Genomic DNA, 24,918 nt, shown 5'->3' with positions numbered 1-24,918 from the left:
CCCTGCGGTCAGCCCGTCGCGTCCGCCAGTGCCAGTTCGTGGAGGCGTTCCGGTGGGCCGGGGCGGGCGTAGTACCAGCCCTGGGCGGTGTCGCAGCCGAGTATGCGCAGTTGTTCGGCCTGGGCGCCGGTCTCCACGCCCTCGACGGTGACCGCGAGGTCGAGGCCGTGGGCGAGTGAGACGATCCCCTCGACGATCTTGAGGTCGACGGGGTCGGCCGGGAACTGCTGCATGCCCTGGGTGAAAGAGCGGTCCAGCTTGAGCACGCTCACCGGCAGCCGGCGCAGATTGGCGAGGTTGGAGTAGCCGGTGCCGAAGTCGTCCAGGGCGATGTCGATGCCCATCTCGGCCAGCCGGCGCAGCGGTTTGAGCAGGTCGTCGTCGGCCCCGATCAGGGCGGACTCGGTGACCTCCAGGCACAGGGCCTGCGGTTCGACACCCGTGCGTTCCAGGATGTCGACCGTGTCCTGCACCAGCCCCGGATGAGTGAGCTGGCACGGCGAGAGGTTGACGTTGACGCGCAGCGGCGCCGCCGAGTCGCCGTCGCGTTCCCGCCAGGCGCGGGCCTGCCGTACGGACTGTTCCAGGACCCAGCGGCCGAGTGGCACGATCAGTCCGGTGCGCTCGGCGAGCGGGATGAACCGGTCGGGGCCGAGCACCCCGTGCTGCGGGTGCAGCCAGCGGACGAGGGCCTCCGCGCCGCGGACGCTGCCGTCGCCGAGGTGGACCAGCGGCTGGTACTCGATGAAGAACTCACCGCGTTCCAGGGCGGCCGGCAGCGCGGTGGTGAGCCCGTGGCGGGTGATCGCGCGCGCGTCGGCCTCGGGGTCGGCGAGCTCGAAGCGGTTGCCGCCCGCCGACTTGGCCCGGTACATGGTGATGTCGGCGCTGCGCAGCACCTCCGCCGCGTTGTGCTCCCCCGCCCGCCCCTCCACGATCCCGATGCTGCCGCGCACGGTCAGCTCGCGGCCGTCGATGCGCACCGGCGCGACCAGGGCGTTCTGGATGCGCGTGGCGAGTTCGTCGACCTCGCCGCGGGTCTCGGTGCCGGTGGTCAGCGCCACGAACTCGTCGCCGCCGAGGCGGGCCACCATCTCACCGGGCGCGGTCGCGCAGGACTGCAGCCGGTCGGCGACCTCGACGAGCAGCCGGTCGCCGGCCGCGTGACCGAGGCTGTCGTTGATGGTCTTGAAGCCGTCCAGGTCGAGGTAGCACAGCCCGAAGCCCTGTTTGCCGCCCGCGCCCAGCACCTTCTCCAGGCGTTCGAAGAACAGCGTGCGGTTGGGCAGACCGGTGAGGGCGTCGTGGGTGGCCTCGTAGCGCAGCCGCAGGTTGAGCAGCCGGCGCTCGGTGGTGTCCTCCATCAGGGCCAGCTGGTACTGCGGTGCGCCGTCCGCGTCCCGCAGCAGGGACACCGTGAGATTGGTCCACAGGACCGTCCCGTCGGGGCGGTAGAACGCCTTTTCCAGGTGGTAGTGCTCGCGTTCGCCGCGCACGAGTTCGTCGTAGAGCCGCCAGGTCTGCGGCGCGTCCTCGGGGTGCGTCCACTCCCGGACGTTGCGGCCGTGCATGGTCTGCTCGGAGACGCCGAACATGCGCAGCAGCGCGCCGTTGACCTGGAGGATGTTGCCGTCGAGGTCGGCCATGCCGATCCCTATCGCGGCGCCCTCGAAGACCGCGCGGAAGCGGGCCTCGCTCGCGTGCAGCGCCTGCGCCACGACGCCCTGGGCCTGGAGCGCGGCCCGGGCGATGGCCTCCTGCTCGGCGAGCGTGCGCTCGCGCAGGGCCTGCGCGTACCCGGCGGCCATGGCGTGCTGCAGCCGGGAGGCGCGGGTGCGCAGCTCCTCCTGGGGGCCGTCCTCGCCGCAGTAGAGCACCAGATAGGCGTCGACGCAGTCGAGGGCGCGGCTGAGCGCCTCGGGGTCGGTGCAGTGCGCCTCGACGAGGGCCGCGCCGACCGCTCGTCCGGTGTCCGCGTCGAAGGCCCTCGCCAGCAGCGCCTCGCGCAACCGGCGGGCCGACGGCAGGAGTTGTTCCTCGAACTCCGGCCGGGTCAGCGACGTCGACGTCACCGGGAACACGGCCCGGCTCCAGATCGTCGCGAACCGGCGCAGTCTGTCCTCCGGCCCGTCCGGCGCGGCGGTCACGCGGTACGCCCCACGCCGGCGAACCCGCAGAACGCGTACGGATCCTCGTCCTGGGGGTCGGTCTCCGGCCGCCAGCGTGGCATCGGCACCAGTCCCGGTTCCACCATGTCGTACCCCTCGAAGAACCGCGCGACCTCGTCGCGCGTGCGCATGATCAACGGGAGGCGGATGTCCCGGTACACGTCCACCATCGCCTCCGTCCGCTCCCGGGCCACCGGCATTCCCTCGTACGAGGCATGCGTGAGGACGAGCACGCTGCCGGGTGCCAGCGCCTCCGTCAGCTCGGCCACCGCCGCGTACGGGTCGTCCGCGTCCTCCACGAAGTGCAGTATCGCAACCATCAGCAGCGCCACCGGCCGCTCGAGGTCGATCAGGCTCCTCACCTCGGGACTGGTGAGGATGTCCTGCGGCTTGCGCAGGTCGGCGGCGACCACGCCCGCGTCCTGGTTGCCCTCCAGCACCGCCTGGCTGTGCGACACGGCCACCGGGTCGTGGTCGACGTAGACGACCCGGGCGCCGGGGCTCGCGGCCTGGGCGACCTCGTGGACGTTGCCGAAGGTGGGTATGCCCGAACCGACGTCGAGGAACTGGGTGATGCCCTCGCCCGCCGCCCAGCGCACCGCCCGCCGCATGAACGCCCGGTTGGCCTGCATGATCTTCGGCAGCCCGGGGGTGAACTCCAGCGCCCTGCGCGCCGCTTCCCGGTCGACCTCGAAGTTGTGCGAACCGCCCAGGAAGTAGTCGTAGATCCGCGAGACGCTCGGCACCGAGATGTCGATGCTCCGAGGGGCCCAGGCGGGACGCTCCATCTCTGTCTCCAAGGCGTAGGCGATCCGGTGTTCGAGCTGAGGCTACTGATCGCCCGCCAAAGGGGCGAGTGGAAACGGAAATTGACCGTCCGTTCCCGGTCACTGCCTGCGGCACGTGCCGGATCGGCATCCCCGAAGGGCCCACGAGACGCACCCGACGCATCCCGGAAGGTTCCACAGCCGCCTGAAGGGCGGCGAAAGTCTACGCATACGCGGCATGAACCGGGAAACGGCGATCCGCCCCCTCCGTGCGGCGTGGAGGGGGCGGACCAGTGGTCGGGCGCGCTCGTTCAGCAGGTGCGGGGATCAGCCCTGGGGAGGTGATCTCTACTGCTTGGGCGCGCCGACCAGATCTCCGTTCGGGGCCACGGCGTACCAGGTGCCGCCGACGCCCTGACCGTTGATGTCGCCGGGGGACTTGTCACCGGAGAAGGTGTAGATCGGGAAGCAGTTGATGGTCTGCTGCTTGTCGCCGTCGGACCGGGTGAAGTTCATGTAGCCCTTCTCCTGGATCCCCTTGGTCTGGGAGAAGTCCACCGGGTCGACGATGGGCCACTTGTCACGGCAGGCGTCGTTGCAGTTCGACACCGGCTTGGGCCACGCCTTGTCCTTGAGGAAGCGGTAGACCGTCATGCCGTTCTTGTCGACGACGATCTTGCCGAGGTTGGGGTCGTTGCGGACGGAGAGACCCTCGGAGGCCGACCCCGAACCCGACGCCGAGTCGGCCTTGGCCTTCTTGCCGTCGGGGGCCAGCGCGAACCACTTGTTGCCCACGCCCTGGCCGCTGGTGTCACCGGCGTTGGCGTCCTTGGCGTAGTAGTACGCGGGCCAGCCGTCGACCGTGAGCTGCTTGGTGCCGTCGGAGCGGGTGACCTCGCCGAGCAGCGACTTGTCGATGCCGTCGCCCGCGGAGACGTCATCGGCGGAGACCGGCGGCCAGGTGGTGGCGCAGTCACCGTCACAGTTCGACTTCGGCGGCTCGGCGGTGTCCGCGTCGAAGCGGTAGAGGGTCATGCCCTTCGAGTCGGTCAGGATATTGCCGAGTTGGGCGTTCGTGGAGATCGCCAACTCGCCCGCGGTGGCGCCCTGGGCGCCGGCGCCGGCGTCGGCACCGGCCGTGCCGGCCGGGTCGGTCGCACCGGCCGACGCGCCGACACCGGTCCCGACGCCGCCGATACCGCTGCCGACACCCGCGATGCCGCCGGCCTGGGCCGTCGCACCGACGTTCTGGCTGGACGCGGACGTGCCGCTTTCCTGACCGCACGCCGTCGTCAGCGCCAGCATGCCCACAGCGCTCAACACGAGTGAGGCGCTCCGCCAGGAGGTCTTCATCGTCAACAACTCCCCGATAGTCCTAAGGGTGTTCGCAGCGCCCTGCTGCGCCGCCGCACGGCACTGGGTACGCATGGGGGCGGTCGTTGTGTTCAAACGCGGCACAAAAATCTTTCCGAGGCCTGTGATCGGGGGCGTTCCGGGGACGTGCGCGCCGGACACGGGGGCCGGCCGCGGGGTCGTACACCTGTACCCGAGGGGGACGCGCGCACAGGTGCCCGCCCCGTCTTCGGGCGCGCACTTCCCCCGTTCGGGGCAATCGGGGCCATCGGGTGCGTAGGGGGGCGCGGCGCACCGCATGATCTCGGTCGTGCATGGACCCGAACCGACCCGATCCGCCCTCGTCGCCCGGGTATTGTCCCTGATGGCGGCGGCCTGGCTCCTCGCGGCCGCGCCGGCCGGGGTGGCCGCGGCCGACGCGTGCGCGTACGCCTCCACGGGCGAGGGCGGCACCTCGGCGGTGGCGGTGGCGGGAGGCCGGAGCCACTCCTGGCCGACGCCGCCGACGTCACCGGCCTTCCCGGACGGGCCGGACTTCCCGCAGGCGCCGGCGTTCCCGAAGCCCGTGATGCCCACGGCGTGCCCGGTCCCGACGCCCCCGCCGCCCCCGCCGAAGCCCGAGCCCACCCCGCCGCCGAAACCGAGCCCCCGGCCGAAACCGGCCCCCAGGCCCACCCCGCCTCCGAAGCCGCCCCTCAGACCGAGGCCCGCGCCGACGCCCCCGCCGCCCGCACCGGCGGCGCCCGCGGCCCGGCCGGCCGCCCCGCCGAGACCGACGCCGAAACCGACACCGCCCCGGCCCACCCCGCGGCCCTCGGTGACCCCCGTGAGCTACCCGGAGTACCACTCCCAGCCACGCCCCCGACCGGCCGGTGAGCGCACTCCCCCGGTCACCTACGTCCTGCTCATCACCGTGCCCGCGCTGGCCGCCGTCGCCGCGCTGCGGCCCCGCTAGCGCCGATCCAGGAGGCATGTCTTGCCGGAATGGCTTGTTCTCACCCTCGCGATGCTCGCCGCCTGCGTGGTCGTCATCGCCGTGACCTTTCTGCGGCACCGCTCGGCCGCCGAGGACGAGGACCCGTCCGAGACCCCGGACGTCATCGAGTACATGACGATGTGGATCGGCGTGGTGTACGCCATCGTCCTGGGCCTGGCCATCGCCGGGGTCTGGGACGCGCGGGGCGGCGCCGAGGACCACGTCCAGGCCGAGGCCCAGGCGCTGCACGAGATCTCGGAGCGGGTGCGGGTGTATCCGCCCGAGGTCCGCGACCGGATTCGGGCGGACGTCAACGCCTATGTCGGACACGTCGTCACCACGGAGTGGAAGGCGATGGCCGACCGGGGCGAGGTGACCGAGCGCGGGGACGAGCTCCTGCAGAAGGTCCGGGTCGACGTCACCGACTACCAGCCCGCCAACGACTTCCAGGCGCAGGCCTACCAGCCGCTCCTGGACCAGATGGCCGCCGCGGACCAGGCACGCAACGCCCGCGCCGGCTCGACCGGGGCGACCATGCCCGGAGTGGTGTGGTTCGGGCTGCTGGCGGGCGGGGTCATCACCATCGGCATGGTCTTCGCGCTCCAGATCAGGCGCACGCCCCGGGAGCTGGTCCTCGCCGGGCTGTTCTCCGCCCTGATCGCCTTCCTGCTCTTCCTCATCTGGGACTTCGACGCGCCCTACAGCCGGGGCATCGCGGCATCCGCCGAACCCTTCCTGCATCTGTTCCCGAACGCCGGGGGCTGACGCACCGCCGGGGGGACGGACCGGGCCGCCACGCCGGGGCCGTCCCCCGCTCGCGGGAACGCCGTCCCCCGGGCGGCCCACATCCGTGCCCCGTTCGCGCTACTGCGATCGCGCGGGCGTACAGCCGTTCCTAGCGTTTCGGTCATCGAGGTGCATTCACGGCACGAGCGGAACAGGTCCGCCCAGGCTCCTCGAAGACCGGAGGAACCCCCATGCGCGCGATACGCGTCGCCTCGGCCGCCCTGCTGGGCGCGGCCGCCCTGGCCCTCACCGCCCCGGCCGCCGTCGCGAGCGACGACGGCCACTACGTCATGTCCGAGGGATACCGGGTCCTGCCCTCCACCGTCGCGGCGGGCGGCCAGGTGACGCTGCTGGTGGACCGCGAGGTCAGCGGCTGCAAGGGCTCGGTGACGGTCACCTCGGCGGTGTTCGACGCGGTCACCGTCCCCCGGGGTTCCACGTCGGCGGTGACGCTGGTCGACCGGGACGCGAGGCCCGGGGCGGTGTACCGGGTGACGTTCACCTGCGGCGGTCTCAGCGCCGTCAAGGAGCTGACCGTCGCCGCCGGTCACGAGCCTGTCCCGACGCCCTTCCCGCTCCCCCACGGGGTCCGGGCCGGCGAGGGCGGCACCGTCGCCGGGTTCGACCTGCGGCAGATCGGGCTGGGGGCCGCGCTGATCGTGGGCTCGGTCGGCACGGCGTACCACCTCGCGCGCCGGCGCGGGGGCGCGGACACGGCCTGACGGCACCGCCCGGGTGGGCGGTGCCGTCAGGGACCGTGCGCGACGCGGCGGGTGAACGCGCCTCGGACTCGGCGCCTCGGACTCGGCTCTCGGACGCGGCGCCCCCGTCACGGACAACACGCCCCGTCCCGGACGCGGCGCCCGGTCCCGGACACCGCGCCCCGTCTCAGATACTGCGCCCCGGTCTCAGACGCGGCGTTCGGCCCGGCGGCGCATCCAGAACAGCCCGCCGCCGGCCACCGCGGCGGCGACGAGCCCGCCGCCGATGGCGATGTCGGTGGGGGTGGCGCCGGTGGAGCTGCTGCCGCCGAGACCGCCGCGGACACCGCCGAGCACGGTGAAGGCGCGGGGGCTGACCAGGGTGCGGCCGGAGCAGGTCACGGTGAGGTCGTAGCTGCCGGGGCGGGCGTTGTTGCTGATGGTCGCGGTGCCCCGGGCGCTCTGGTTGACGCCGTCGATCGCGGTGAGGGTGGCCGTGCCGAAGGCGTCCGAGGTCATGGTGCCGCCCTGCGGGCAGCCGTCGACGGTCACCGTGATCTGGCCGCCCCGGGCGATCACGCTGGGCTGCACGACGATGTTGCTCGGGCTGACGTTCATGCCGTCGCGCGCGACGGCCACGGGGGCGCCGAGGCCCAGGGCGGCGACCGCGGCGGCCGAGACCGCCGAGGCCGTCGAGACTCTCCGAAGACTGGTGGTGCGCATGTGATCCTCCGCGGAAGGCGCCCCGGGTCCCGTCCCCGGTCTGTCGGCGAGAGAACGCCTCCCGCAACGACCCTCAGATGCCGTGCACGCGCCCGCATTTCGGCGATGGTCCGTCCTGGTGAGCGGACACGCCGGGGGACGAGCGCGCGATCACCCATCGCCGCAGGTCACGGACCGTCAGAAAAATCCTCCGGGCGGCGACTCGGATGGCGCACCGAACGGCGGGCCCGCCACCCGTTCGCCCGTGAGCCGTCGCCGGTTCCCGGTGGCGGACTTAGCGTTCTGATATGCGCGAAAGGGACACGGCGACGGCCGTGTCGAAAGGGGATTGCCGCATGTCCGGTTACCACCTGTCCGAGCGGGCGGAAGAGGAGGAGCGGCAGCGCAAGCGTGCTCCCTGGGGAGTGATAGCGCTTGTTCTGCTGACCGGTCTCGCGCTCATCCGCAACGGTTCGGGGGAGTTCGACATCGGCCCGCCGCAGCCCGCCGCGGCGGCGGCGCCGGACAGCCGCACCGCCACCGGCACCTTGGGCCGGGCGCCGGCCGCGCTGCCGTTCGCCCAGCCGGACCGGGTGATGATCCCCGCCATCTCGGTGAACGCGCCGGTGATGCCGGTGGGACTGGACGCGGACGGCTGGGTGGGTGCACCGCCGCCGGAGGACCCCAACCTGGCGGGCTGGTTCACCGGGGGCGTGTCGCCCGGCGAGAAGGGGACGGCGGTCGTGGTCGGCCACGTCGACAACAAGCTGGGCCCCGCCGTGTTCTACGGACTCGGCGCCCTGAAGAAGGGGAATCGCGTCGAGGTGGCACGCCAGGACGGGAAGACGGCGGTCTTCGAGATCTACGGCATCGAGGTCTTCGCGAAGAACAACTTCCCCGGCGACCGTGTGTACGCCTCCAAGGGCGCCCCCGAACTGCGGGTCATCACCTGCGGGGGCGGTTTCTCGAAGGCGAACGGGTACGACGGGAACGTCGTCGTCTTCGCCCGCCTGGTCGAGGTCCGCTGAGCGGCCCCGGCCGGGCGGGCGGCCCGGTTCAGGTGTGCTGCCACCGGGGCACGGTGATCTCGTAGCCGGAGTCCAGCAGCCGGGGCAGGTAGCGGCGCAGGGCCCTGACGCTCTGGGAGCGGTCGCCGCCGGCGTCGTGCGAGAGGATCACGACCCCGGGGCCGGCGCCCTCCTCGACCCGGTCGACGATGCTGCGGGTGCCGGGGGTGGTCCAGTCGAGGGTGTCGACGGTCCAGGCGAGGGGTTCCATGCCGAGTTCGGAGCCCAGCTGGAAGGCGGCGCGGTTCCAGGCGCCGTAGGGGGCGCGGAACCAGCGGGGGCGCTCTCCGTAGCCGGTCTCGATGACGTCGCTGGTGCGGGTCATCTCGGAGCGGATCCGGCGGCGGGAGAGGGTGGTGAGCAGCGGGTGGGACCAGGTGTGGTTGCCCACGACATGGCCCTCGTCGGCCATCCGGGCCAGCAGGTCCTGGTGGTCGACGGCCATCTCCCCGCACACGAAGAACATCGCGCGGACGCCGTAGCGGGCGAGGGTGTCGAGGATCTGCGGCGTGTAGCGGGGGTCGGGGCCGTCGTCGAAGGTCAGCACCATGCTGCGGCCGCGCCCGGACAGGCTCATCAGCGGTTCGCTGCGGACCGGGACCCGGTCGGGGGCGGCGCTCGGGGGGCCGTAGCCGGTGAGGGGCTGGAGGCGGTAGGCGGAGGCTTTCATCGCGGGGCGGCCCGGGGTGCCGGCGGCCGGCCCCGCGGCGCCGTCGGCCGGTTCGTCGTCTCCCGCGGCGAGCAGTCCGGCGGCTCCGGCCGCCCCGGCCGCGGCGGTGACGCCAAGGAGCAGGATCCGGCGCCGTGTGAACAACTGATCCTTCTTCATGCACTCATCAGTCGCCCGTCCGGCCCCGCCCGCACCGCACCGGTCACACGATTCCACCCTCCGGCGCAGCGCCGGTCGGTCCCGGGCGTTGCGGCGGCGCACGGCGCCGAGGACGTCCTCGTCGAGTTCCCTCGCCGAGGCCGCCGCCCGCCGCCCGCCGCGAGCAGGGAGTGGGAGGTCAGCCTGCGGCAGGGCACTCGGGTACCGGCTGTGGGAACACCCGGGGGGGCCGCCGTCGAACGGCGGCTGCCCGGGCCGGGCGGTGGGCGGAGCCGGGGGTTCCGATAGCCTCGGGCCGTGACGGAACAGCATGCGCACCAGCCTGCGCGGGAGCCCTCGGAGCCGTTCGAGCGGGGCACGGACGGCCCCAAGGTCGTCCTGGTGGGGGTCGACGGCTCGGACTCCTCCCTGCGGGCCGCGGCCTACGCGAGCGGTCTGGCCCGCCGCCAGCACGCGCTGCTCGCCGTGGTGTACGTGCAGCCGGTGATGGCGGCGGGGGCGGCCTTCGGGGTGCCGGTCACGGAGACGACCGGGCAGATCGCCGAGGACCTGATCGCGCAGATCCGGGAGTCCGCCGAGCGGCTGCGCGGGATATTCGACGTGCGCTGGGAGTTCCACACCTTCCACGGCGACCCGTACACGGGACTGGTGCGAGCCGCGGACGAGCTCAAGGCCGACGCGGTGGTGGTGGGCGCCTCCGAGCAGGCCGGGCACCGGATCGTGGGGTCGGTCGCGGTGCGGCTGGTGAAGGCGGGGCGGTGGCCGGTGACGGTGGTGCCGTAGCGGTCCGGCCCGGCGGGACTTCGGGCGGGCGGGTGCACGGCTACTCCGCCATCACCAGGCCGTCCTTGGCCGCGCCCCGGCTGAGGACGACGTCCCTGATCCGGTCGCGTACACCCTGGACCCCCGCGCCCCGGGCGAGCGCCTGGTTGAGGTTCACCACCCGGCCCGCGTCGACGTCGAACATCTGCGGCAGGAACTCCGCCTTGGCCACCTTCCAGCGGCCGCCGGGCTGCGCGGGCGGGGCGAAGGTGAAGCGGGCGACGGTGGACTCGTTGCCCCGGGGGTCCTCGGTGCCCTGGTTGCCGCTCATCTCTCCGGCGATCTGGTCGCCCAGGCCGTAGACGACCCAGGTGCCGTTGACCTTCTCGTACGCCTGCGGGACGTGGGCGTGGGTGCCGAGGACGAGGTCGACGTCGGGGCGGCCGGCCGTACGGGAGGCGGTGAGGGCGCGGGCCAGGGCGAGTTGCCGCTCGTCGGGGGCGTCCTGCCACGGGGTGCCCGCGTGCACGGAGACGACGACCACGTCGGCGCCCGCTTTCCGGGCGGCCCGGGCGTCGGCGAGGATGCGGTGCTCGTCGGCGAGGTGGACGCTCCAGGGCTGGTCCGCGGGCAGCGGGGAGGCGGTGCCGTAGGTGTAGGCGAGGTGGGCGACCTCGGCGGAGCCGGCGTGCAGCAGGGTGACCGCGTCGGCCTCGGCCTGGGAGCGGGCGGTGCCCGCGTGCCGTACGCCGGCGCCGTCGAGGGCGTCCAGGGTGCGCTGCACCCCGGCGGCACCGTCGTCGAGGCTGTGGTCGGATGCGGTGGAGCAGCCGTCGTAGCCGGTGGCGGCGAGGGCCTGCGCGATCTCGGGCGGGGACCGGAAGACGGGGGCGCCGCTGTAGAGGCCGTTCGCGCCGAAGACGGTGTCCAGCTGGCACAGGGCCAGGTCGGCCCGGGAGACGACGGGTGCGATGTCCGTGAGCATGGGGCGGAAGTCGTCACCGGTGCCGCCCCCGTCGAACTGGGCGCGTTCGACGACCGAGCTGTGCGGCAGGATGTCGCCGGAGGCCACGAGGGTGAAGCCGCGGGCGGCGGAGGCGGCCGGCGGCCCGGGGCGCTGGGGCTGCTGACGTTCCCGCTCATGGGCCTGGCATGCGGCGCCGGCGGCGAGGAGGGCGGTCACGGCCAGCGCCACCGCGTGCCTGCGTGCGACGATCATGGGTCACCCCATTTCTGATGGATTGTCATATTTACGCACGCCTCACTCCTAGCGCATGCCCCCGGACGGACCGCTCCGCCGCTCCCTACGGGCCGCCCGATCGGCGTAGCCCCCGACCGTTCGTCGAACCGTTCGTCGACGCGATCGACCGTCCGTCGCAGAGCCGTGCCGGCACCCTGTCCCGAACCGGTGCCTTGCGGTGCCATACGCCCATGACCGCCGGAACCGCCCTCGCCGTCACGAAGACGACCGCCGAACACGAACTCGCCGCGCTCCAGCGGGAACACGGGCGGCCGCTCTTCGCGCTGCTGCTGCGGCTCTGCGACGGCGACCGCCAGCGTGCCGAGGACCTCGTCCAGGAGACCCTCGTCCGCGCCTGGCAGCACCCCGAGGCCCTGCGCACCGACGCGTTCGACTCCGTACGCCCCTGGCTGCTCACCGTCGGCCGGCGGCTCGCGATCGACGCGCGGCGGGCCCGGCAGGCGCGGCCCCCGGAGGTCGGGGACGCCGTGCTGGAGAACGCACCGGTCTGCGCCGACCACGCCGAACGGGCCGCCGCGGCCCTCGATGTGCGCGAGGCTGTGAAGACACTCACTCCCGAACACCGTGAAGTCCTGGTGCTCGTGTACTTCCGGGGGGCGAGTGTGGCGGAGGCCGCCGAAGCCCTCGGCATCCCTGCCGGTACCGTGAAGTCCCGCGCGTACTACGCGCTGCGCGCCCTGCGCCGGGTGCTTCCGGGATACGCGCCCGACCTGGGCTGAAACACACAGCCAAGTCAAGCCTTCGTAAAGCGCCTTGCCGAGGACCCCCGTTGGGTAATCGGGTGTCCTTATCCGTGTTCCGGTCCTCAAGGCCGGCCACCGGACTCCAGGGGCCCGGCGACGGGCCGCGCGCACGCACCGGAGGAAGGCAGGAAGGGATGCAGCACAGAGGTCACCAGAGCACGGACGGCACCGGTGGGGGCGAACTCACCGTCCCCATGGCCTGGTTGTACGCCGAGTACATCGCCGACGAACTGCTGCGGACCGGCGATCTCATGCCGCCGACGTCCTTCGAGTTCCGCGCCGGGCGCGACGCCCTGGCGCTCACCATCTTCCTGTCCGACACCGACGGCGAACTCCCCGGCATCCGGGTCGTCACCCAACTCGAGACCTGGCTTTCGCTCACGGCGTACGACCAGCCGTGGCAGGACTGGGTCGAGGAACGTATGTCCCAACTGAGGGCCGTGGCGAAGCGGTCGGACGGCCCCTCGCCCGATCTCGAACTGGCCGAGGCCGCCTGGCGCTGGCTGGAGGAGACCGAGCTGCTCGCCCCCGACCTCAACGCGGTCCCGGGCGGCGCCCCGGGGGGCGGCGAGGACGAGGGACCCAAGGTCTGGACGCCCGCGTGGCAGCTCGGACTGCCCCTCGGTCACCTCGCGATCCATCTTTTTTAGAATCCGACCAATCCGAGAGCCCGGCCGCTCCGAACATCTGGGTCACGATTCGGTACGCGCCTGAGTGATTCGTGTGCCTGGTCCGTACCGGTGGGAGCAAGGAGTAACCCCACTGGCACTCAACGGCACGAGGTTTCGGCATGAGGTCCCTGGAGAGGCATCGCGACGTCGGCGCGTACGCGCTCGGCGTGCTGGACGAGGCGGAGGCCTTCCGCTTCGAGGACCACCTCATGGAGTGTCCTCAATGCGCGGCGCAGGTCACCGAGTTCGGCCCCACCGCTCGGCAGATGATGCTCTACCGGCGGGCCACCCCGCGCAGCGTGCACCCGTTCGCCGGCCCCGGTCCGCGGATGCTGGACAAGCTGCTCGCCGAGGTGGCGGTCCGGCACCGGGCCGCCCGCCGCCGGATGATGTTCGCCCTGGCGGCCTCCGTGGTGATCGCGCTGGTCGGCCCCGCGGTCGCGATGATGGCGGGCGGTGACGACGCCGAGGACGCGGTACGGGTCACGGCCACCGACGAGAAGTCGGGCGTCTGGGCGCAGGTGACCATCGAGGACGAGGTCTGGGGCAGCGACATCGAGCTGAAGGTGAAGGACGGCGCGGGCCCCCGCGACTGCCGGCTGATCGCCGTCGGCCACGACGGCTCCGAGCAGACCGTCACGAGCTGGAACGTTCCGCTGCACGACGCCCGGCCCAACACCATGCAGGGCGGCACCGCCTACCACCCCGAGGAGGTCGCCCGCTTCGAGCTGCGCACCGCCGAGGGCGAGCATCTGGTCACCCTGCCCTCCACCAGCTGAATCCGGCCCGAAGTGAGTTCAGGTCACTTCGGTGTCGCATTCAACCTCATTCCCGGACAGTGATTCCCCACCTTTCCCGGCACTCTTGTCGCGCGATATCGCGATTTGCAGCGGCGTGCGTCTCGACGGAAAATGTTGTCGAGACGTGGAGCCACCGATGGAAAAGACTTTGCGAATCCTCCTGTCCGAGGAGGGCGCGGAAGCCGAGGACATCGCCGAACTGACCGGCTTTCTGCGCGAGGAACTGCTTCAGCTCGACGTCGACGACGTCAGGGCCGTGACCGGCGAGGAGGCGCTCCCCCCGGGCGCCCGCGCCGTGGACATCACCACGATCGGAGCCCTGCTGGTCAGCCTGGGCGGCTCCGCCACCGGACTGTCCCAGGTCATGAACGCCGTCCGGGAGTGGCGCGACCGCTGCCGGGGCACCCGCCCCACCCTGCGCCTGACCCTGGACAACGACCAGCTGGAGATCTCCGAGGCGACGACCGAGCAGGTCTCGGAGGCGTTCGACCTGTTCGTCAGACGTCACTCCCCCCTCGAGGCGTGAGCCATGACCACCACCCGGCATGCGCTGATCATCGCCAACGACCGCTACGACGACCAGGGCCTCGGACAATTGCGGGCACCGGCGCAGGACGCCGTTTCCCTCGCGGAAGTCCTGGGCAACCCCGAGGTCGGCGATTTCGATGTGGAAGTGCTGAGAAACGAGCGGGTGGACGCCATCCGGCGCGGCATCGAGCGTTTCTTTTCCGAGGGCGGGCGCGAGGACACACTGATGCTGCACTTCTCGTGCCACGGCCTGAAAAGCGAATCCGGGTCCCTGTATTTCGCGGCCCGGGACACCGAACCCCGGCTGCTGGAGGCGACGGCGGTGTCGGCGCAGTTCGTCCGCCACTGCATGTTCCGCACCCGGGCCAAGCGGACCGTGCTGTTCCTGGACTGCTGCTACGGCGGCGCCTTCTCCCGGGGCTCGTCCTCGGTCCGGGCCGCCGGGGACGTCCATGTGCTGGAGTCGTTCGCCGGGGAGAAGCTCGGCGGCGGCCGGGGCTGGGCCGTGATCACCGCCTCCAACTCCATGGAGTACGCCTTCGAGGGCGCCCAGCTCACCCGCACCGCCGCACCGCGGCCCTCGGTGTTCACCCACGCCGTCGTGGAGGGCCTGACCACCGGGGACGCCGACCTCGACGCGGACGGCGAGGTGTCCCTGGACGAGCTGTACGAGTACGTCTTCGACCATGTCCGGCGGGAGAGCCCGCACCAGACGCCGGGCCGCACCGTCGACATGCAGGGCGACATGTACCTCGCCCACAGCCGGCGCCGGCGCATCGTGGCCAAGCCGGTGCCGCCCGCCCTGCGCAAAGCCATGGAAGCCGCCAACTTCTACACCCGGCTGGGTGCGGTGGCCGAGCTGCGCGCCTGGATGGAGAGCACCGACCTCGCCAAGGCGCTGGGCGCGTGCGAGGCCCTGGAGGAGATCGTCCAGAACGACATCCGGGTGGTCTCGGACGAGGCGCGCAAGGCATTGGCCGACGCCGCGCTGCGGCCCGATCCGGTGCGGATGGACTTCGGCAGGGTGCCGCAGGGCTCCACGACCCCGCACCGGCCGGTCCATCTGCTCGGCCCGCCCCTCGCCCGTGCCTGCACCTTCCATCCCGTCGCCGAGGCGGGCGGCTGGCTGCGGGCCGAGGAGTCGCCCGAGGGCCTGGACATCGCCGTCGACACCGTGCGGCCGGGCCGGCTCAGCGGGGAGCTGCTGCTGAAGGGCGTCGTCACCGGTGAGGTGACCCTCCAGGTGGAGGCGGAGATCGTACCGGCGCCGGCCCCGCTGCCCGCACCCGAACCGGAGCAGCCGCCGCCACCACCGCCGCCCCGGCAGGAGGACCGCGGCGCCGGACGGGACGGGACCCCCTCGGTGCCCGCGGTGCCCGCAGCGCCCGAGACCACCGGGGTACCGGAGCGCTCCGCTACCGGCCGGGCCGTACCGGAGGCCACCGGGGAGGGCACGACCCCGGCCGACGCGGACCGTGTCGATGCGGACCGTCCCGGGCCAGACCGTCCCGGGCCAGACCGTCCCGGAGCAGACGGTTCCCGCGCGGACCGTCCCGGTGCGGCCGGCGTCCCGGCGGCTGCGGGACCCGGAGGCGCCGGGCCCCCGGCCCCGCCGGAGCGCGGTGCGGCGACACGTCACCCGGAGGACGACGGAGCGGGGCCGGGCACCGGCGGGGCCGCAGGCACCCCGGACCGCCGGGGCGCGGCCGCCACGCCGGTCCACGGCATCCCGCCCCTGCGCGAACCCCCTCCGGTACGCGAACCCGCGCCCGTGCCGGAGCCCGCGCCCGGTCCCGCGCCGTCCGCCACCCGGCGCACGCCCCCGCCGCAGCGGGCGCCCGTGGCCGAGGAGGCGCCCCGGGCCCCGGCGGCGACCGGGGGGCAGGAGCGGGTGCAGCCCGCGCAGCGGGCGCCGGTGCTCGCCGGGGTCGCCCTGGTGCTGGCCGTCGCGTCGGTGGGCACCGCGGCGCGGGCCGTGTACAAGGCGAAGACGGCCGTACAGGCGCTGCACGACCTCAAGGGCGACCTCGGACAGCACATCAGCGACTCGGGGATGCTGCCCGCGCTCGTCGTCTCCCTGGTCACGGCGGCCGTGGCCCTGCTGCTGTGCGCGCTCGCCCGGCGCGACCTGACGACCCGACCCCGCCTCTACCCCGCGTCCACGGCGAGCACCACGACCTCCGTGGTCTGGACGGCGCGGCTGCTGGCCGTCCCGGCGCTCGTCGTCGGCGTGATCATGGCGATCGCGTACCCCATCACCAACAGCATCTGGTGAGCCGGGCGGCGCCGCCGCCCGGGGTCACTTCAGCAGCCGTGACATCCGCCGGTCGGCGAGCGGCTTGCCGCCCGTCTGGCAGGTGGGGCAGTACTGGAGCGAGGAGTCGCTGAAGGAGACCTCGCGGATGGTGTCGCCGCACACCGAACAGGCCTCCCCCGTACGGCCGTGGACCCGCAGCCCGCTCTTCTTCTCGGCCTTCAGCCGCCCGGCGGCCAGCCCCCGTGACCGCTCGACCGCCTCGGTGAGGGTGGTGCGCAGCGCCTCGTACAGGGTGTGGATCTCCGGCTCGGTCAGGGAGGCGGCGAGCTTGAACGGGGACATCCGCGCCGCGTGCAGGATCTCGTCGCTGTAGGCGTTGCCCACGCCCGCGAGCAGGCTCTGGTCGCGCAACGCGCCCTTGAGCTGCCGGCGTTCCCCCGAGAGGAGCGCGGCGAGGCGGGGTTCGTCGAAGTCGGCGGCGAGCGGGTCGGGGCCCAGCCGGGCGACCCCGGGGACCTGCTGCGGGTCATGCACGACGTACACCGCGAGCCGCTTCTGCGTGCCGGCCTCGGTGAGGTCGAAACCCTCGCCCGTCTCCAGGGCGACCCGCAGGGCGAGGGGGCCCTTGCCGGGCTTGGGCGGGCCGTCGGGGAGGCGGTCCCTCCAGTGCAGCCAGCCGGCCCGGGCGAGATGGGTGACGAGATGGAGGCCGCCGTCCGTCTCCAGGCCGAGGAACTTGCCGTACCGGTGCACGGCGGTGACCTCGTGCCCCTCGACGGCGGTGACGGGAGGGTCGTACGTCTTCAGGACGCTGACGGCGGCGGGCAGGACGCGCACGATCTCATGGCCGACGAGGTGCTCCGTCAGGAAGTCCTTCAGCGCTTCGACCTCGGGAAGTTCCGGCATGGGTCCAGGGTGCCACGGGAGGTCAGGCGCGCTCGCGCACCGCGAACTCGCACCACACGCACTTTCCGCCGCCGCGCGCCTCCACGCCCCACACGTCGGCGAGCAGGTCCACCAGGAGCAGCCCGCGTCCGGAGACCCCGTTCTCGCCGGCCTCGCGGCGGCGCGGCAGGGCGCTGGAGGAGTCCTCGACCTCGACGCGCAGCCGCCGCTCGCCACCGCCGGTGAGGACCCGCAGGGTGACGATCCCGGCGCCCTCGGTGTGCATGAGGGCGTTGGTGATCACTTCGTCGGCGACGAGTTCGACCTCGTCGGCGCGGTCCTCGGCGCCCCAGGCGCGCACGGCGGCCCGGATCATGTGCCGGGCCGCGGTGAGTGCCTCGGGGTCGCCGGGGGCGACGTGCTGCTGGAGCCGTGCGCCGGTCTGCGGGGTGTCGAGTCCGCGCCGGCGCAGCAGGAGCAGGGCCACGTCGTCGTCGCCGTCGCGCTCTTCGGCGACGTCGATCAACCGGTCGGCGAGGCCGCGTACGTCGTCCGGGCCGGCGGCGACGAGGGCGGCGAGTGCGCGCATGCCGTCGTCGAGGTCGGCCCCGGGCTCTTCGACCAGTCCGTCGGTGGCGAGCAGCAGGATGTGGCCGGGGTCGAGCTCGATGGTGCCGACCGGGTACTCCAGGCCGCCGAACTCGGCGGACAGCCCGAGCGGCAGCCCGCCGGGGACGTGGACGCGCCGGCAGGTGCCGTCGGCGGCGCGCAGCAGGGGGTCGATGTGGCCGGCCCGCACCAGTTGGACGACCCCGGTGGACAGGTCGGCCTCGGCGTACAGGCAGGTGGCGAAGCGGTCGGTGTCGAGTTCGTGCAGGAAGACGGAGGCGCGGGCCATGACGGTGGCCGGCGGGTGGCCCTCGGCGGCGTAGGCCCTCAGGACGATGCGGAGCTGGCCCATGACGGCGGCGGCGTGCGTGTCGTGGCCCTGGACGTCGCCGATGACGGCGCCGACCCGGCCGCCGGGCAGCGGGATCAGGTCGTACCAGTCGCCGCCGATGTCGCGGCCGAGGGTGCCGCCGATGGTGGCGGCGCGGTAGCGGACGGCGACGTCGGCGCCGTGCACGCTCGGGATGGTGCGCGGCAGCATGGCCTGCTGGAGGCCCTGGGCGATGTCCTTCTCCTGCTCGTAGAACATCGCGCGCTGGAGGCTCTGGGCGATGCTGCTGCCGAGGGCGACGAGGATGTTGCGCTCCTCCTGGGTGAAGCCCTGGCGGTTGCTGTAGAGCAGGCCCATGGCGCCGATCGGGCGGGCCTGGACGATCAGCGGGAGATAGGCGGCCGAGGTGATCCTGAGGTCGGTGAGGTGCGGCCACAGCACGGGGTAGCCGGCTGCGAACTCCTCCGCCGACTCGATGAAGCGGGGGGTGAGGGTGCGCACGACCTCGCTCATCGGGTACGGCTCGTCGATCCGGGTGACCAGGGTGCCGGGGACGAAGCTGCCCTCGGGGCCCTCGGCGACCAGCCGGATCCGCCCGGCCTCGACCAGGCCCATGACGAGGCTGGTGGCGCCGAGGTGGGTGAGGCCCTGGGTGTCCTTGAGGACGTCGATGACGTCCTGCACGGTCCGGGCGTGGGCGAGGGCCGCGGTGGTGAGCTGGACGACGTTGGTCTGCTCGCGGCGGGCGTCGTCGAGGGCGGCCGCCTCGTCGCGGGCGGCGAGGTCGCTCAGCTCGTCGGTGGCGTCGCGGAAGATGCCGACGATCCGGCGGGGCCGGCCGGTGGAGTCACGGCGGATGTAGCCCTGGGTGTGGGCCCAGCGCAGGGTGCCGTCGCGCAGCCGCAGGCGGAAGTAGGCGCCGTAGTTCTCGCTGCCGTCCTTGATGGCCTGGGCGACGACCTCGTCCAGCCGGATGGCCTCGTTCGGCGGCACCCGGACCGCGAGGGTGGCGGGGTCGTCGTCGTATTCGTCGGGCCGCAGGTCGAAGATCTCGTGGGCGCGCGCGTCCATGTGGAACAGCCCCGAGTCCAGGTCCCAGTCGAAGCTGCCCATGCCGTTGAGCGCCAGGATCGGATCCGGGTGGGCGGGCCAGTCGTCCGTGAGTGACAGGGCGCTCGCTCCCCGATCAACCATGGGGCCACCTTGCCAGGATTTGTCCGATTCTTCGACTTCTGCGGACTTCTGCCGACTTCCGCGACCGGCCCGGGCGACCGGCGGCGCGGCCCGGTCGGCTCAGTTCAGGGCGACGCCGTCGACCAGCTCGGTGGTGTCGGACTCGTCGGGCCCGTCCGGGACCAGCCCGCCGCCGTCGGGCAGGTCGGGGATCTCGGGGACCGCCTCGGGCCCGACGCCCTCGGCGTCGGGGAGTCCCTGTTCCTCCGTGGCGGGCTGGGCGACGGCCGCGTCCGGCGGCGTGCCGTTCTCCTCCGCCTCCCCCGCACCGGCGCGGCCGGCGACGAGGAGCACGGCCGAGAGCGCACAGGCGGTGGCGGTCACAACGGGTACTCGCACCTCGGGCCTCCCACAGAGTGCGGATATTTCGCCCACTATTGTCTGCTTCCCCCGCCCGGGTCACGCAAACGGAGCGAGCGGGCACACACCGTCACGATGATCGCAACGAGGTGAAGGAGCGCAGGGCCGTGGAGTGGTTCACCGCACCCGAGTACTGGCTGAGCCGCCTGGTGTTCCAGCGGGCGCTGGCCGGGGTGTATCTGGTGGCGTTCCTGACGGCGGCCCTGCAGTTCCGGGCGCTGCTGGGCGAGCGCGGAATGCTGCCGGTTCCCCGTTACGTCGAGCGGGTGCCGTTCCGGGCGGCGCCCAGTGTGTTCCAGTGGCGCTACTCCGACCGGATGTTCGCGGGCTGCGCCTGGACGGGGTGCGCGGTGGCGGCCGCGCTGCTGGTGGGGCTGGACTCTCTGGTGCCGCTGTGGGCGGGGATGCTGCTGTGGCTGGTGCCGTGGGCGCTGTACCTGTCGATCGTGAACGTCGGCCAGACCTGGTACTCCTTCGGCTGGGAGTCACTGCTGCTGGAGACCGGTTTCCTCGCGGTGTTCCTCGGCAACGACCGGGTGGACCCGCCGGTCGTGGTGCTCTTCCTGGTGCGCTGGCTGCTGTTCCGGGTGGAGTTCGGGGCGGGGCTGATCAAGATCCGGGGCGACGCCTGCTGGCGCAGGCTCACCTGTCTCTACCACCACCACGAGACCCAGCCGATGCCCGGCCCGCTGAGCTGGTTCTTCCACCATCTGCCGAGGCCGCTGCACCGGGTGGAGGCCGCCGCCAACCATGTCACCCAACTCGTGGTGCCGTTCCTGCTGTTCGCGCCGCAGCCGGTGGCCACGGCGGCCGCGGCGCTGATGATCCTGACCCAGCTGTGGCTGATCCTGTCGGGGAACTTCGCCTGGCTGAACTGGATCACGGTGGTGCTGGCGGTGCCCGCGCTGGACCTGCCCACGGACCACCGGCGGCTCGCCGCCCCGCCGCTCTGGTACGAGGTCGTGGTGCTCCTCGCGGCGGCGCTGATCGTCCTGCTGAGCTACCGCCCGGTGGTCAACATGCTCTCCCGCCGCCAGGTGATGAACCGCTCCTTCGACCCGCTGCACCTGGTGAACACCTACGGCGCGTTCGGCAGCGTGAGCCGGATCCGCTACGAGGTGGTGGTCGAGGGCACCCGGGACGACGTACCGCGGGAGGACTCCGACTGGCGGGAGTACGAGTTCCGGGGCAAGCCGGGCGATCCCCGGCACTGGCCGCGCCAGTTCGCGCCCGGCCATCTGCGCCTGGACTGGCTGATGTGGTTCGCGGCGCTCTCCCCCGCCTACGCCGGACCCTGGTTCGGCGCGCTGGTGGAACGGCTGCTGGCGGAGGACCGCGACACGCTGAGACTGCTGCGCCGCTCGCCGTTCCCGCCCGGCGAGCCGCCCCGGTACGTGCGCGCCCGTCTCTTCCGCTACCGGTACACCACCTGGCGGGAACTGCGCGAGACGGGCGCGTGCTGGGACCGCGCCTACGTGCGGGAGTACCTGCCACCGACCCGGCTGACGTCGGCGGCGCAGAGGCCGTAGACGCGGACGGCGGTGTGCTCTGCCGAAGGCGTCGAGGACCCTCTCGGCGTACGGGCGCAGGTCGTCCGCGCTCCGGTGGGCGGGGGCGGCCCCGGTGAGCAGTCCGGAGAGCTTGCGGACGGTGTCGGGGAGGCGGCGAGGGCGCGCACGTCGCGGGCCCAGGGTTCAGGGCCGGAGGCGACGGAGGGTTTCCCCGGGTGTCGAGGACGAAGGTGAGCTGCGGCAGGGCGGCGGCGGCCTCGGCGCAGGCGGGGGGCTGGTGTAGGCGGGGAGGTGGTGCGGGCGGGGAGCTGGTGCGGGCGGACGACGAAGGCGTAGACCAGGCCCGCCGCCGCCACGGCGGCCGGCCCCCGCCGGACGTCCGGGCGCAGCAGCCGCGGGGCCGGGTTCGCCCTGGACCTGGTGGCGGATCCCCTTGCGATACCGGCCGCCGGGCAGGGTGCGCAGCCGGGCGAGTGCGTCGGCGGTGTCCGGGCGGGTGAGATCGGGGCAGCCGACGACGCCCGCGTTCGGCGGGTGCGTGGCGGCGAGCGCGAGGAGCGCGTGGGTCTCCTCTGCGACGGTGAGGGTCTGGACGAGAACCGTGCGGTCCACGCCGGCCGCGCGGGCGCCGGGTTCCAGGGCGGCGAGGGGGAAGTCGCGCCGGAGCGAGCTGCCGGCCTCGATCCAGTCCTGGTCCCGTACGGACAGGTCCCAGACGTGGTGGTGGGCATCCACGGTCACGGCCGCTCCCGCACGACGGGCAGGCCGTCGGCGCCCCGGCCGGACTAGGGCGTGCTTCGAAACCTAGCTGGGGACCCCGTCGACGAGGTCGGCCCTCCGGGCCCGACCCACGTCGACCGGCAGTCTCTCCCGCTCGGCGCGGACCTTGGTGTGCTGGGCGACCCTCATGACGGCTCTTCGGGGTGCAGCAGTCCGGTGTCCCGCAGCTCCTGCCAGAAGGCTTCGGGGACGGGGATGGCGAACTGCTCGGCGCAGTCCTCGGCCTCCGCCGCCGAGCGGGCGCCGACCAGGACGCTCGCGACCGCCGGATGGGCGGCGCAGAAGGCCAGGGCGGCGGCGCGCAGCGTGATGCCGTGCCGGTCGGCCACCGCCTTCATCCGCAGCGCCCTGTCGAGGACGTCGGGCGGGGCGGGTGCGTAGTCGTACGTGGCCGAGGGGCGGGGATCGGCGAGCAGCCCGGAGTTGAAGGCGCCGCCGATGACGACGGACACGCCCCGCTCCAGGGCCGCCGGCAGCAGTGCGGCGGCGGCGCGCTGGTCGAGCAGGGTGTGGCGGCCCGCGCAGAGCACCACGTCGACGTCGGTCTCGCGGACGAAGCGGGTGAGCATCTCGGTCTGGTTCATGCCCGCGCCGATGGCCCCGACCACGCCCTCGGAGCGCAGCCTCTCCAGGGCGGGGTAGCCCTCACGGAAGGCCTGTTCGGCGTGGTCGTCGGGGTCGTGCAGATAGACGACGTCGACGCGGTCGAGGCCGAGGCGTTCGAGGGAGGCGTCCAGGGAGCGCCGTACGCCGTCGGCGCTGAAGTCCCAGACGCGGCGGTGGGTGGCGGGCACGGCGAAGCCGTCGGCGAGGTCGTCGCCCCCGGCCGCGGAGGGCTCCAGGAGGCGCCCCACCTTGGTGGAGACCGTGTACGCCGAACGCGGGTGCGCGCGCAGGGCGGCGCCGAGGCGGCGTTCGGCGAGGCCGAGTCCGTAGTGCGGTGCGGTGTCGAAGTAGCGCACGCCGTGGCGCCAGGCGGCGGCGACGGTGTCGTGGGCCTGTTCCTCGGTGACCTCGGTGTAGAGGTTGGCGAGGGGTGCGGTGCCGAGGGCCAGGCCGGTGACCTGGACGGGACTGCGGCCGAGGGCGGTCACCGGGCCGCCTCCGGGCGCAGGCGCAGGCCCTGCACCCCGCCGTCCACGGCGAGCGCGGTGCCGGTGGTGGCGCCGGAGAGGGGGCTCGCGAGGTAGGCGATGGCCCCGGCGACCTCAGCGGGGCTGACGAGGCGGCCGGTGGGCTGGCGGGCTTCCAGGGCGGCGCGTTCGGCGGCCGGGTCGTCGGCCGCGTCCAGCAGCCGGCTGACCCACGGGGTGTCGGCGGTGCCGGGGTTGACGCAGTTGACGCGGATGCCCTCGCGGACGTGGTCGGCGGCCATGGCGAGGGTGAGCGAGAGGACGGCCCCCTTGGCCGCGCTGTACAGCGCCCGTTGGGGCAGGCCTGCGGTGGCGGCGATGGAGCAGGTGTTGACGATCGCGGCGTGCGGCGACCGCCGCAGGTGGGGCAGGGCGGCGCGGGTCACCCGGACCAAGCCGATCACGTTGACGTCGAGGACGCGGTGCCATTCGGCGTCGTCGTTGTCCTCGACGGTGCCCTGGGCGCCGACGCCCGCGTTGTTGACCAGGACGTCCAGGCCGCCGAGGTCGGCGACGGCCGCCGCGACCGCCTCCCGGACGGCGGTGTCGTCGCCGACGTCGGCGCGGTAGCCGCGGATCGGCCCGTCGACGTCGGCGGGGTCCCGGTCGAGGACGGCGACCCGGGCGCCGCGCTCGGCCAGCAGTGCGGCGGTGGCCCGGCCGATGCCGGACGCGCCGCCGGTCACCAGGGCCCTCAGTCCCGCGAAGTCGCTCACGCCTCGTTTCCTTCCGTGCGGCGAGGTCGGCGGACCAGGAGGTGCCGCCGGAACAGGTGTGGCGCTCGTACTTGGTACGCCAGCCGCATATTTATCAGACCACTTCGCCCCGCAACAGGGTCTGAAGGCTTCGAGTGGCAGTTTTGCCCCCAAGTGGTCCGACCACATCGCGACTAGACTGCGCGGCACCGGCGAGGAGGAGTGGACACGTGGACGAGCCGCGGCAGGGTGGGAGCGCCGCCCCCAGGGGCACGGTGACGCAGCGCGCCATCGAGCGGATCAAGGCGATGATCGGCGAGGGACTGCTGGAGCCCGGCCAGCGTCTGCCGACCGAGCGCGATCTCGCGGCCCAGCTGGGCATCTCCCGCAGTTCGATGCGGGAGGCGATCCGGGCGCTGACGGTCCTCGGCGTGCTGGAGGCGCGGCACGGTTCCGGGATCTACGTCACCCAGCTCCAGGCCGGTGATCTGCTGGAGACGTTCGGGGTGGTCGCCGATCTCTCGCGCGGGCCGCGTCTGGTGGAGCTGCTGGAGGTGCGGCGGGTCCTGGAGTCGACGGCGACCGCGCTGGCCGCGGCCCGGATCACGCCCGGGCAACTGGCCGTGGTGGAGGGGCACCTGGCGGCGATGAACGCCACCGAGGACCCGGAGGAGATCCTCGCCCACGATCTCGCCTTCCACCGGGCGATCGCCGAGGCCGCGGGGAACGAGACGATGGCGGCGATCCTGGAGGGCCTGTCCTCGCGCACGTTCCGGGCCCGGGTGTGGCGCGGCTACGGCGAGGAGGGCGCGTTCGACCGCACCCGGCGCGAGCACGCGGCGATCCACCGCGCGCTCGCCGCGCACGATCCGGAGGCGGCCCGCGCGGCGGCGGCCGCGCATGTCGGCGAGGTGGAGGAGTGGCTCCGCACGCAGGTGGGGTCCTGACCGGATTACCCGGCGGCCTCTCGACGCGGGCCGTCCGGCCGGGCATGGTTTCTCCCTACGTAC

At 73.2% G+C, this 24,918-nt stretch carries 23 protein-coding genes and 1 pseudogene; 12 read left to right on the top strand and 12 right to left on the bottom strand.

Annotated features, from left to right (window positions below):
* Nucleotides 1-8: 8 nt before the first annotated feature.
* The 3 genes from AQJ58_RS26410 to AQJ58_RS26400 form a co-directional block, all read right to left on the bottom strand.
* Complete coding sequence (locus AQJ58_RS26410) at nt 9-2,147, bottom strand: putative bifunctional diguanylate cyclase/phosphodiesterase (protein ID WP_067254432.1); 2,139 nt, start codon at nt 2,145-2,147, stop codon at nt 9-11.
* Nucleotides 2,144-2,956, bottom strand: coding sequence for an SAM-dependent methyltransferase (locus AQJ58_RS26405; protein ID WP_067254429.1), 813 nt, complete (start codon nt 2,954-2,956; stop codon nt 2,144-2,146). Before AQJ58_RS26405 ends, AQJ58_RS26410 begins: the two co-directional genes overlap by 4 nt.
* A gap of 327 nt (nt 2,957-3,283) precedes the next feature.
* Nucleotides 3,284-4,288, bottom strand: coding sequence for an SCO0930 family lipoprotein (locus AQJ58_RS26400; RefSeq protein ID WP_067254427.1), 1,005 nt, complete (start codon nt 4,286-4,288; stop codon nt 3,284-3,286).
* 826 nt (nt 4,289-5,114) lie between these two features.
* Between AQJ58_RS26400 and AQJ58_RS45485 the strand changes: the two genes are divergently transcribed.
* From AQJ58_RS45485 to AQJ58_RS26385, 3 genes are all read left to right on the top strand, one after another.
* Nucleotides 5,115-5,243 (top strand): hypothetical protein, encoded by a 129-nt coding sequence (locus AQJ58_RS45485; protein WP_267892098.1) that lies wholly within the window; start codon nt 5,115-5,117, stop codon nt 5,241-5,243.
* A 21-nt stretch (nt 5,244-5,264) separates the two neighbouring features.
* Nucleotides 5,265-6,029, top strand: coding sequence for a bestrophin-like domain (locus AQJ58_RS26390; protein WP_107122164.1), 765 nt, complete (start codon nt 5,265-5,267; stop codon nt 6,027-6,029).
* Nucleotides 6,030-6,241: 212 nt separating this feature from the next.
* Entirely contained in the window at nt 6,242-6,772 is a 531-nt protein-coding gene (locus AQJ58_RS26385) for a hypothetical protein (RefSeq protein WP_067254422.1), read from the top strand.
* A gap of 186 nt (nt 6,773-6,958) precedes the next feature.
* Here AQJ58_RS26385 and AQJ58_RS26380 read toward each other — a convergent pair whose 3' ends face one another.
* Complete coding sequence (locus AQJ58_RS26380; protein WP_067254419.1) at nt 6,959-7,474, bottom strand: hypothetical protein; 516 nt, start codon at nt 7,472-7,474, stop codon at nt 6,959-6,961.
* Between the two features lie 335 nt (nt 7,475-7,809).
* Between AQJ58_RS26380 and AQJ58_RS26375 the strand changes: the two genes are divergently transcribed.
* On the top strand, nt 7,810-8,481 hold the full coding sequence (locus tag AQJ58_RS26375; protein WP_067254416.1) for a class F sortase: 672 nt from the start codon (nt 7,810-7,812) through the stop codon (nt 8,479-8,481).
* A gap of 28 nt (nt 8,482-8,509) precedes the next feature.
* On the opposite strand, the gene AQJ58_RS26370 is transcribed toward AQJ58_RS26375, so the two are convergent.
* Nucleotides 8,510-9,349, bottom strand: coding sequence for a polysaccharide deacetylase family protein (locus AQJ58_RS26370; protein ID WP_067254413.1), 840 nt, complete (start codon nt 9,347-9,349; stop codon nt 8,510-8,512).
* Between the two features lie 297 nt (nt 9,350-9,646).
* On the opposite strand from AQJ58_RS26370, the gene AQJ58_RS26365 reads away from it, so the two are divergent.
* Complete coding sequence (locus AQJ58_RS26365; protein WP_067254411.1) at nt 9,647-10,132, top strand: universal stress protein; 486 nt, start codon at nt 9,647-9,649, stop codon at nt 10,130-10,132.
* A gap of 40 nt (nt 10,133-10,172) precedes the next feature.
* On the opposite strand, the gene AQJ58_RS26360 is transcribed toward AQJ58_RS26365, so the two are convergent.
* Nucleotides 10,173-11,330, bottom strand: a complete 1,158-nt coding sequence (locus tag AQJ58_RS26360) for a CapA family protein (protein ID WP_107122163.1) — start codon at nt 11,328-11,330, stop codon at nt 10,173-10,175.
* Between the two features lie 212 nt (nt 11,331-11,542).
* Between AQJ58_RS26360 and AQJ58_RS26355 the strand changes: the two genes are divergently transcribed.
* The 5 genes from AQJ58_RS26355 to AQJ58_RS26335 all read left to right on the top strand — a co-directional run bounded on the left by AQJ58_RS26355 (nt 11,543) and on the right by AQJ58_RS26335 (nt 16,389).
* Entirely contained in the window at nt 11,543-12,091 is a 549-nt protein-coding gene (locus AQJ58_RS26355) for a sigma-70 family RNA polymerase sigma factor (RefSeq protein ID WP_067254408.1), read from the top strand.
* Nucleotides 12,092-12,249: 158 nt separating this feature from the next.
* Entirely contained in the window at nt 12,250-12,765 is a 516-nt protein-coding gene (locus AQJ58_RS26350) for a hypothetical protein (protein WP_067254405.1), read from the top strand.
* Nucleotides 12,766-12,905: 140 nt separating this feature from the next.
* Nucleotides 12,906-13,565, top strand: coding sequence for a zf-HC2 domain-containing protein (locus tag AQJ58_RS26345; RefSeq protein ID WP_067254403.1), 660 nt, complete (start codon nt 12,906-12,908; stop codon nt 13,563-13,565).
* A gap of 157 nt (nt 13,566-13,722) precedes the next feature.
* A complete protein-coding gene (locus AQJ58_RS26340) occupies nt 13,723-14,112 on the top strand; it encodes a hypothetical protein (RefSeq protein WP_067254400.1) in 390 nt (129 codons plus the stop codon).
* 3 nt (nt 14,113-14,115) lie between these two features.
* Nucleotides 14,116-16,389, top strand: a complete 2,274-nt coding sequence (locus tag AQJ58_RS26335; RefSeq protein WP_067254398.1) for a caspase family protein — start codon at nt 14,116-14,118, stop codon at nt 16,387-16,389.
* 24 nt (nt 16,390-16,413) lie between these two features.
* Here the strand turns inward: AQJ58_RS26335 and AQJ58_RS26330 are convergent, their stop codons facing one another.
* The 3 genes from AQJ58_RS26330 to AQJ58_RS26320 form a co-directional block, all read right to left on the bottom strand.
* Nucleotides 16,414-17,277 (bottom strand): Fpg/Nei family DNA glycosylase, encoded by an 864-nt coding sequence (locus AQJ58_RS26330; RefSeq protein WP_067254395.1) that lies wholly within the window; start codon nt 17,275-17,277, stop codon nt 16,414-16,416.
* 22 nt (nt 17,278-17,299) lie between these two features.
* Nucleotides 17,300-19,390: a SpoIIE family protein phosphatase gene (locus tag AQJ58_RS26325; protein ID WP_067254393.1), complete on the bottom strand. Its 2,091-nt coding sequence runs from the start codon at nt 19,388-19,390 to the stop codon at nt 17,300-17,302.
* A 99-nt stretch (nt 19,391-19,489) separates the two neighbouring features.
* Nucleotides 19,490-19,768, bottom strand: coding sequence for a hypothetical protein (locus tag AQJ58_RS26320; protein WP_159056342.1), 279 nt, complete (start codon nt 19,766-19,768; stop codon nt 19,490-19,492).
* A gap of 128 nt (nt 19,769-19,896) precedes the next feature.
* On the opposite strand from AQJ58_RS26320, the gene AQJ58_RS26315 reads away from it, so the two are divergent.
* Nucleotides 19,897-21,318: a lipase maturation factor family protein gene (locus AQJ58_RS26315; protein WP_067254388.1), complete on the top strand. Its 1,422-nt coding sequence runs from the start codon at nt 19,897-19,899 to the stop codon at nt 21,316-21,318.
* A gap of 21 nt (nt 21,319-21,339) precedes the next feature.
* On the opposite strand, the pseudogene AQJ58_RS41565 reads toward AQJ58_RS26315, so the two are convergent.
* The 3 genes and pseudogenes from AQJ58_RS41565 to AQJ58_RS26300 all read right to left on the bottom strand — a co-directional run.
* Nucleotides 21,340-22,041, bottom strand: a pseudogene (locus tag AQJ58_RS41565) (amidohydrolase family protein); the annotation flags it as partial.
* Between the two features lie 164 nt (nt 22,042-22,205).
* Nucleotides 22,206-23,174, bottom strand: a complete 969-nt coding sequence (locus AQJ58_RS26305; protein ID WP_067254383.1) for an aldo/keto reductase — start codon at nt 23,172-23,174, stop codon at nt 22,206-22,208.
* The gene (locus AQJ58_RS26300; RefSeq protein ID WP_067254380.1) at nt 23,171-23,929 is read right to left on the bottom strand and encodes an SDR family NAD(P)-dependent oxidoreductase; all 759 of its coding nucleotides are present in this window, start codon (nt 23,927-23,929) and stop codon (nt 23,171-23,173) included. The genes AQJ58_RS26305 and AQJ58_RS26300 overlap by 4 nt, the downstream gene beginning before the upstream one ends.
* A gap of 209 nt (nt 23,930-24,138) precedes the next feature.
* Here AQJ58_RS26300 and AQJ58_RS26295 point away from each other — a divergent pair, with 209 nt between their 5' ends.
* Nucleotides 24,139-24,855, top strand: coding sequence for a FadR/GntR family transcriptional regulator (locus tag AQJ58_RS26295; protein WP_067254377.1), 717 nt, complete (start codon nt 24,139-24,141; stop codon nt 24,853-24,855).
* Nucleotides 24,856-24,918 lie beyond the last annotated feature (63 nt).

It is taken from the genome of Streptomyces sp. DSM 15324, assembly GCF_001514285.1.
GTDB lineage: Bacteria > Actinomycetota > Actinomycetes > Streptomycetales > Streptomycetaceae > Streptomyces.
Note: the sequence above shows the minus strand (reverse complement) of the source record. Positions and strands in the feature narration are given on the sequence as shown.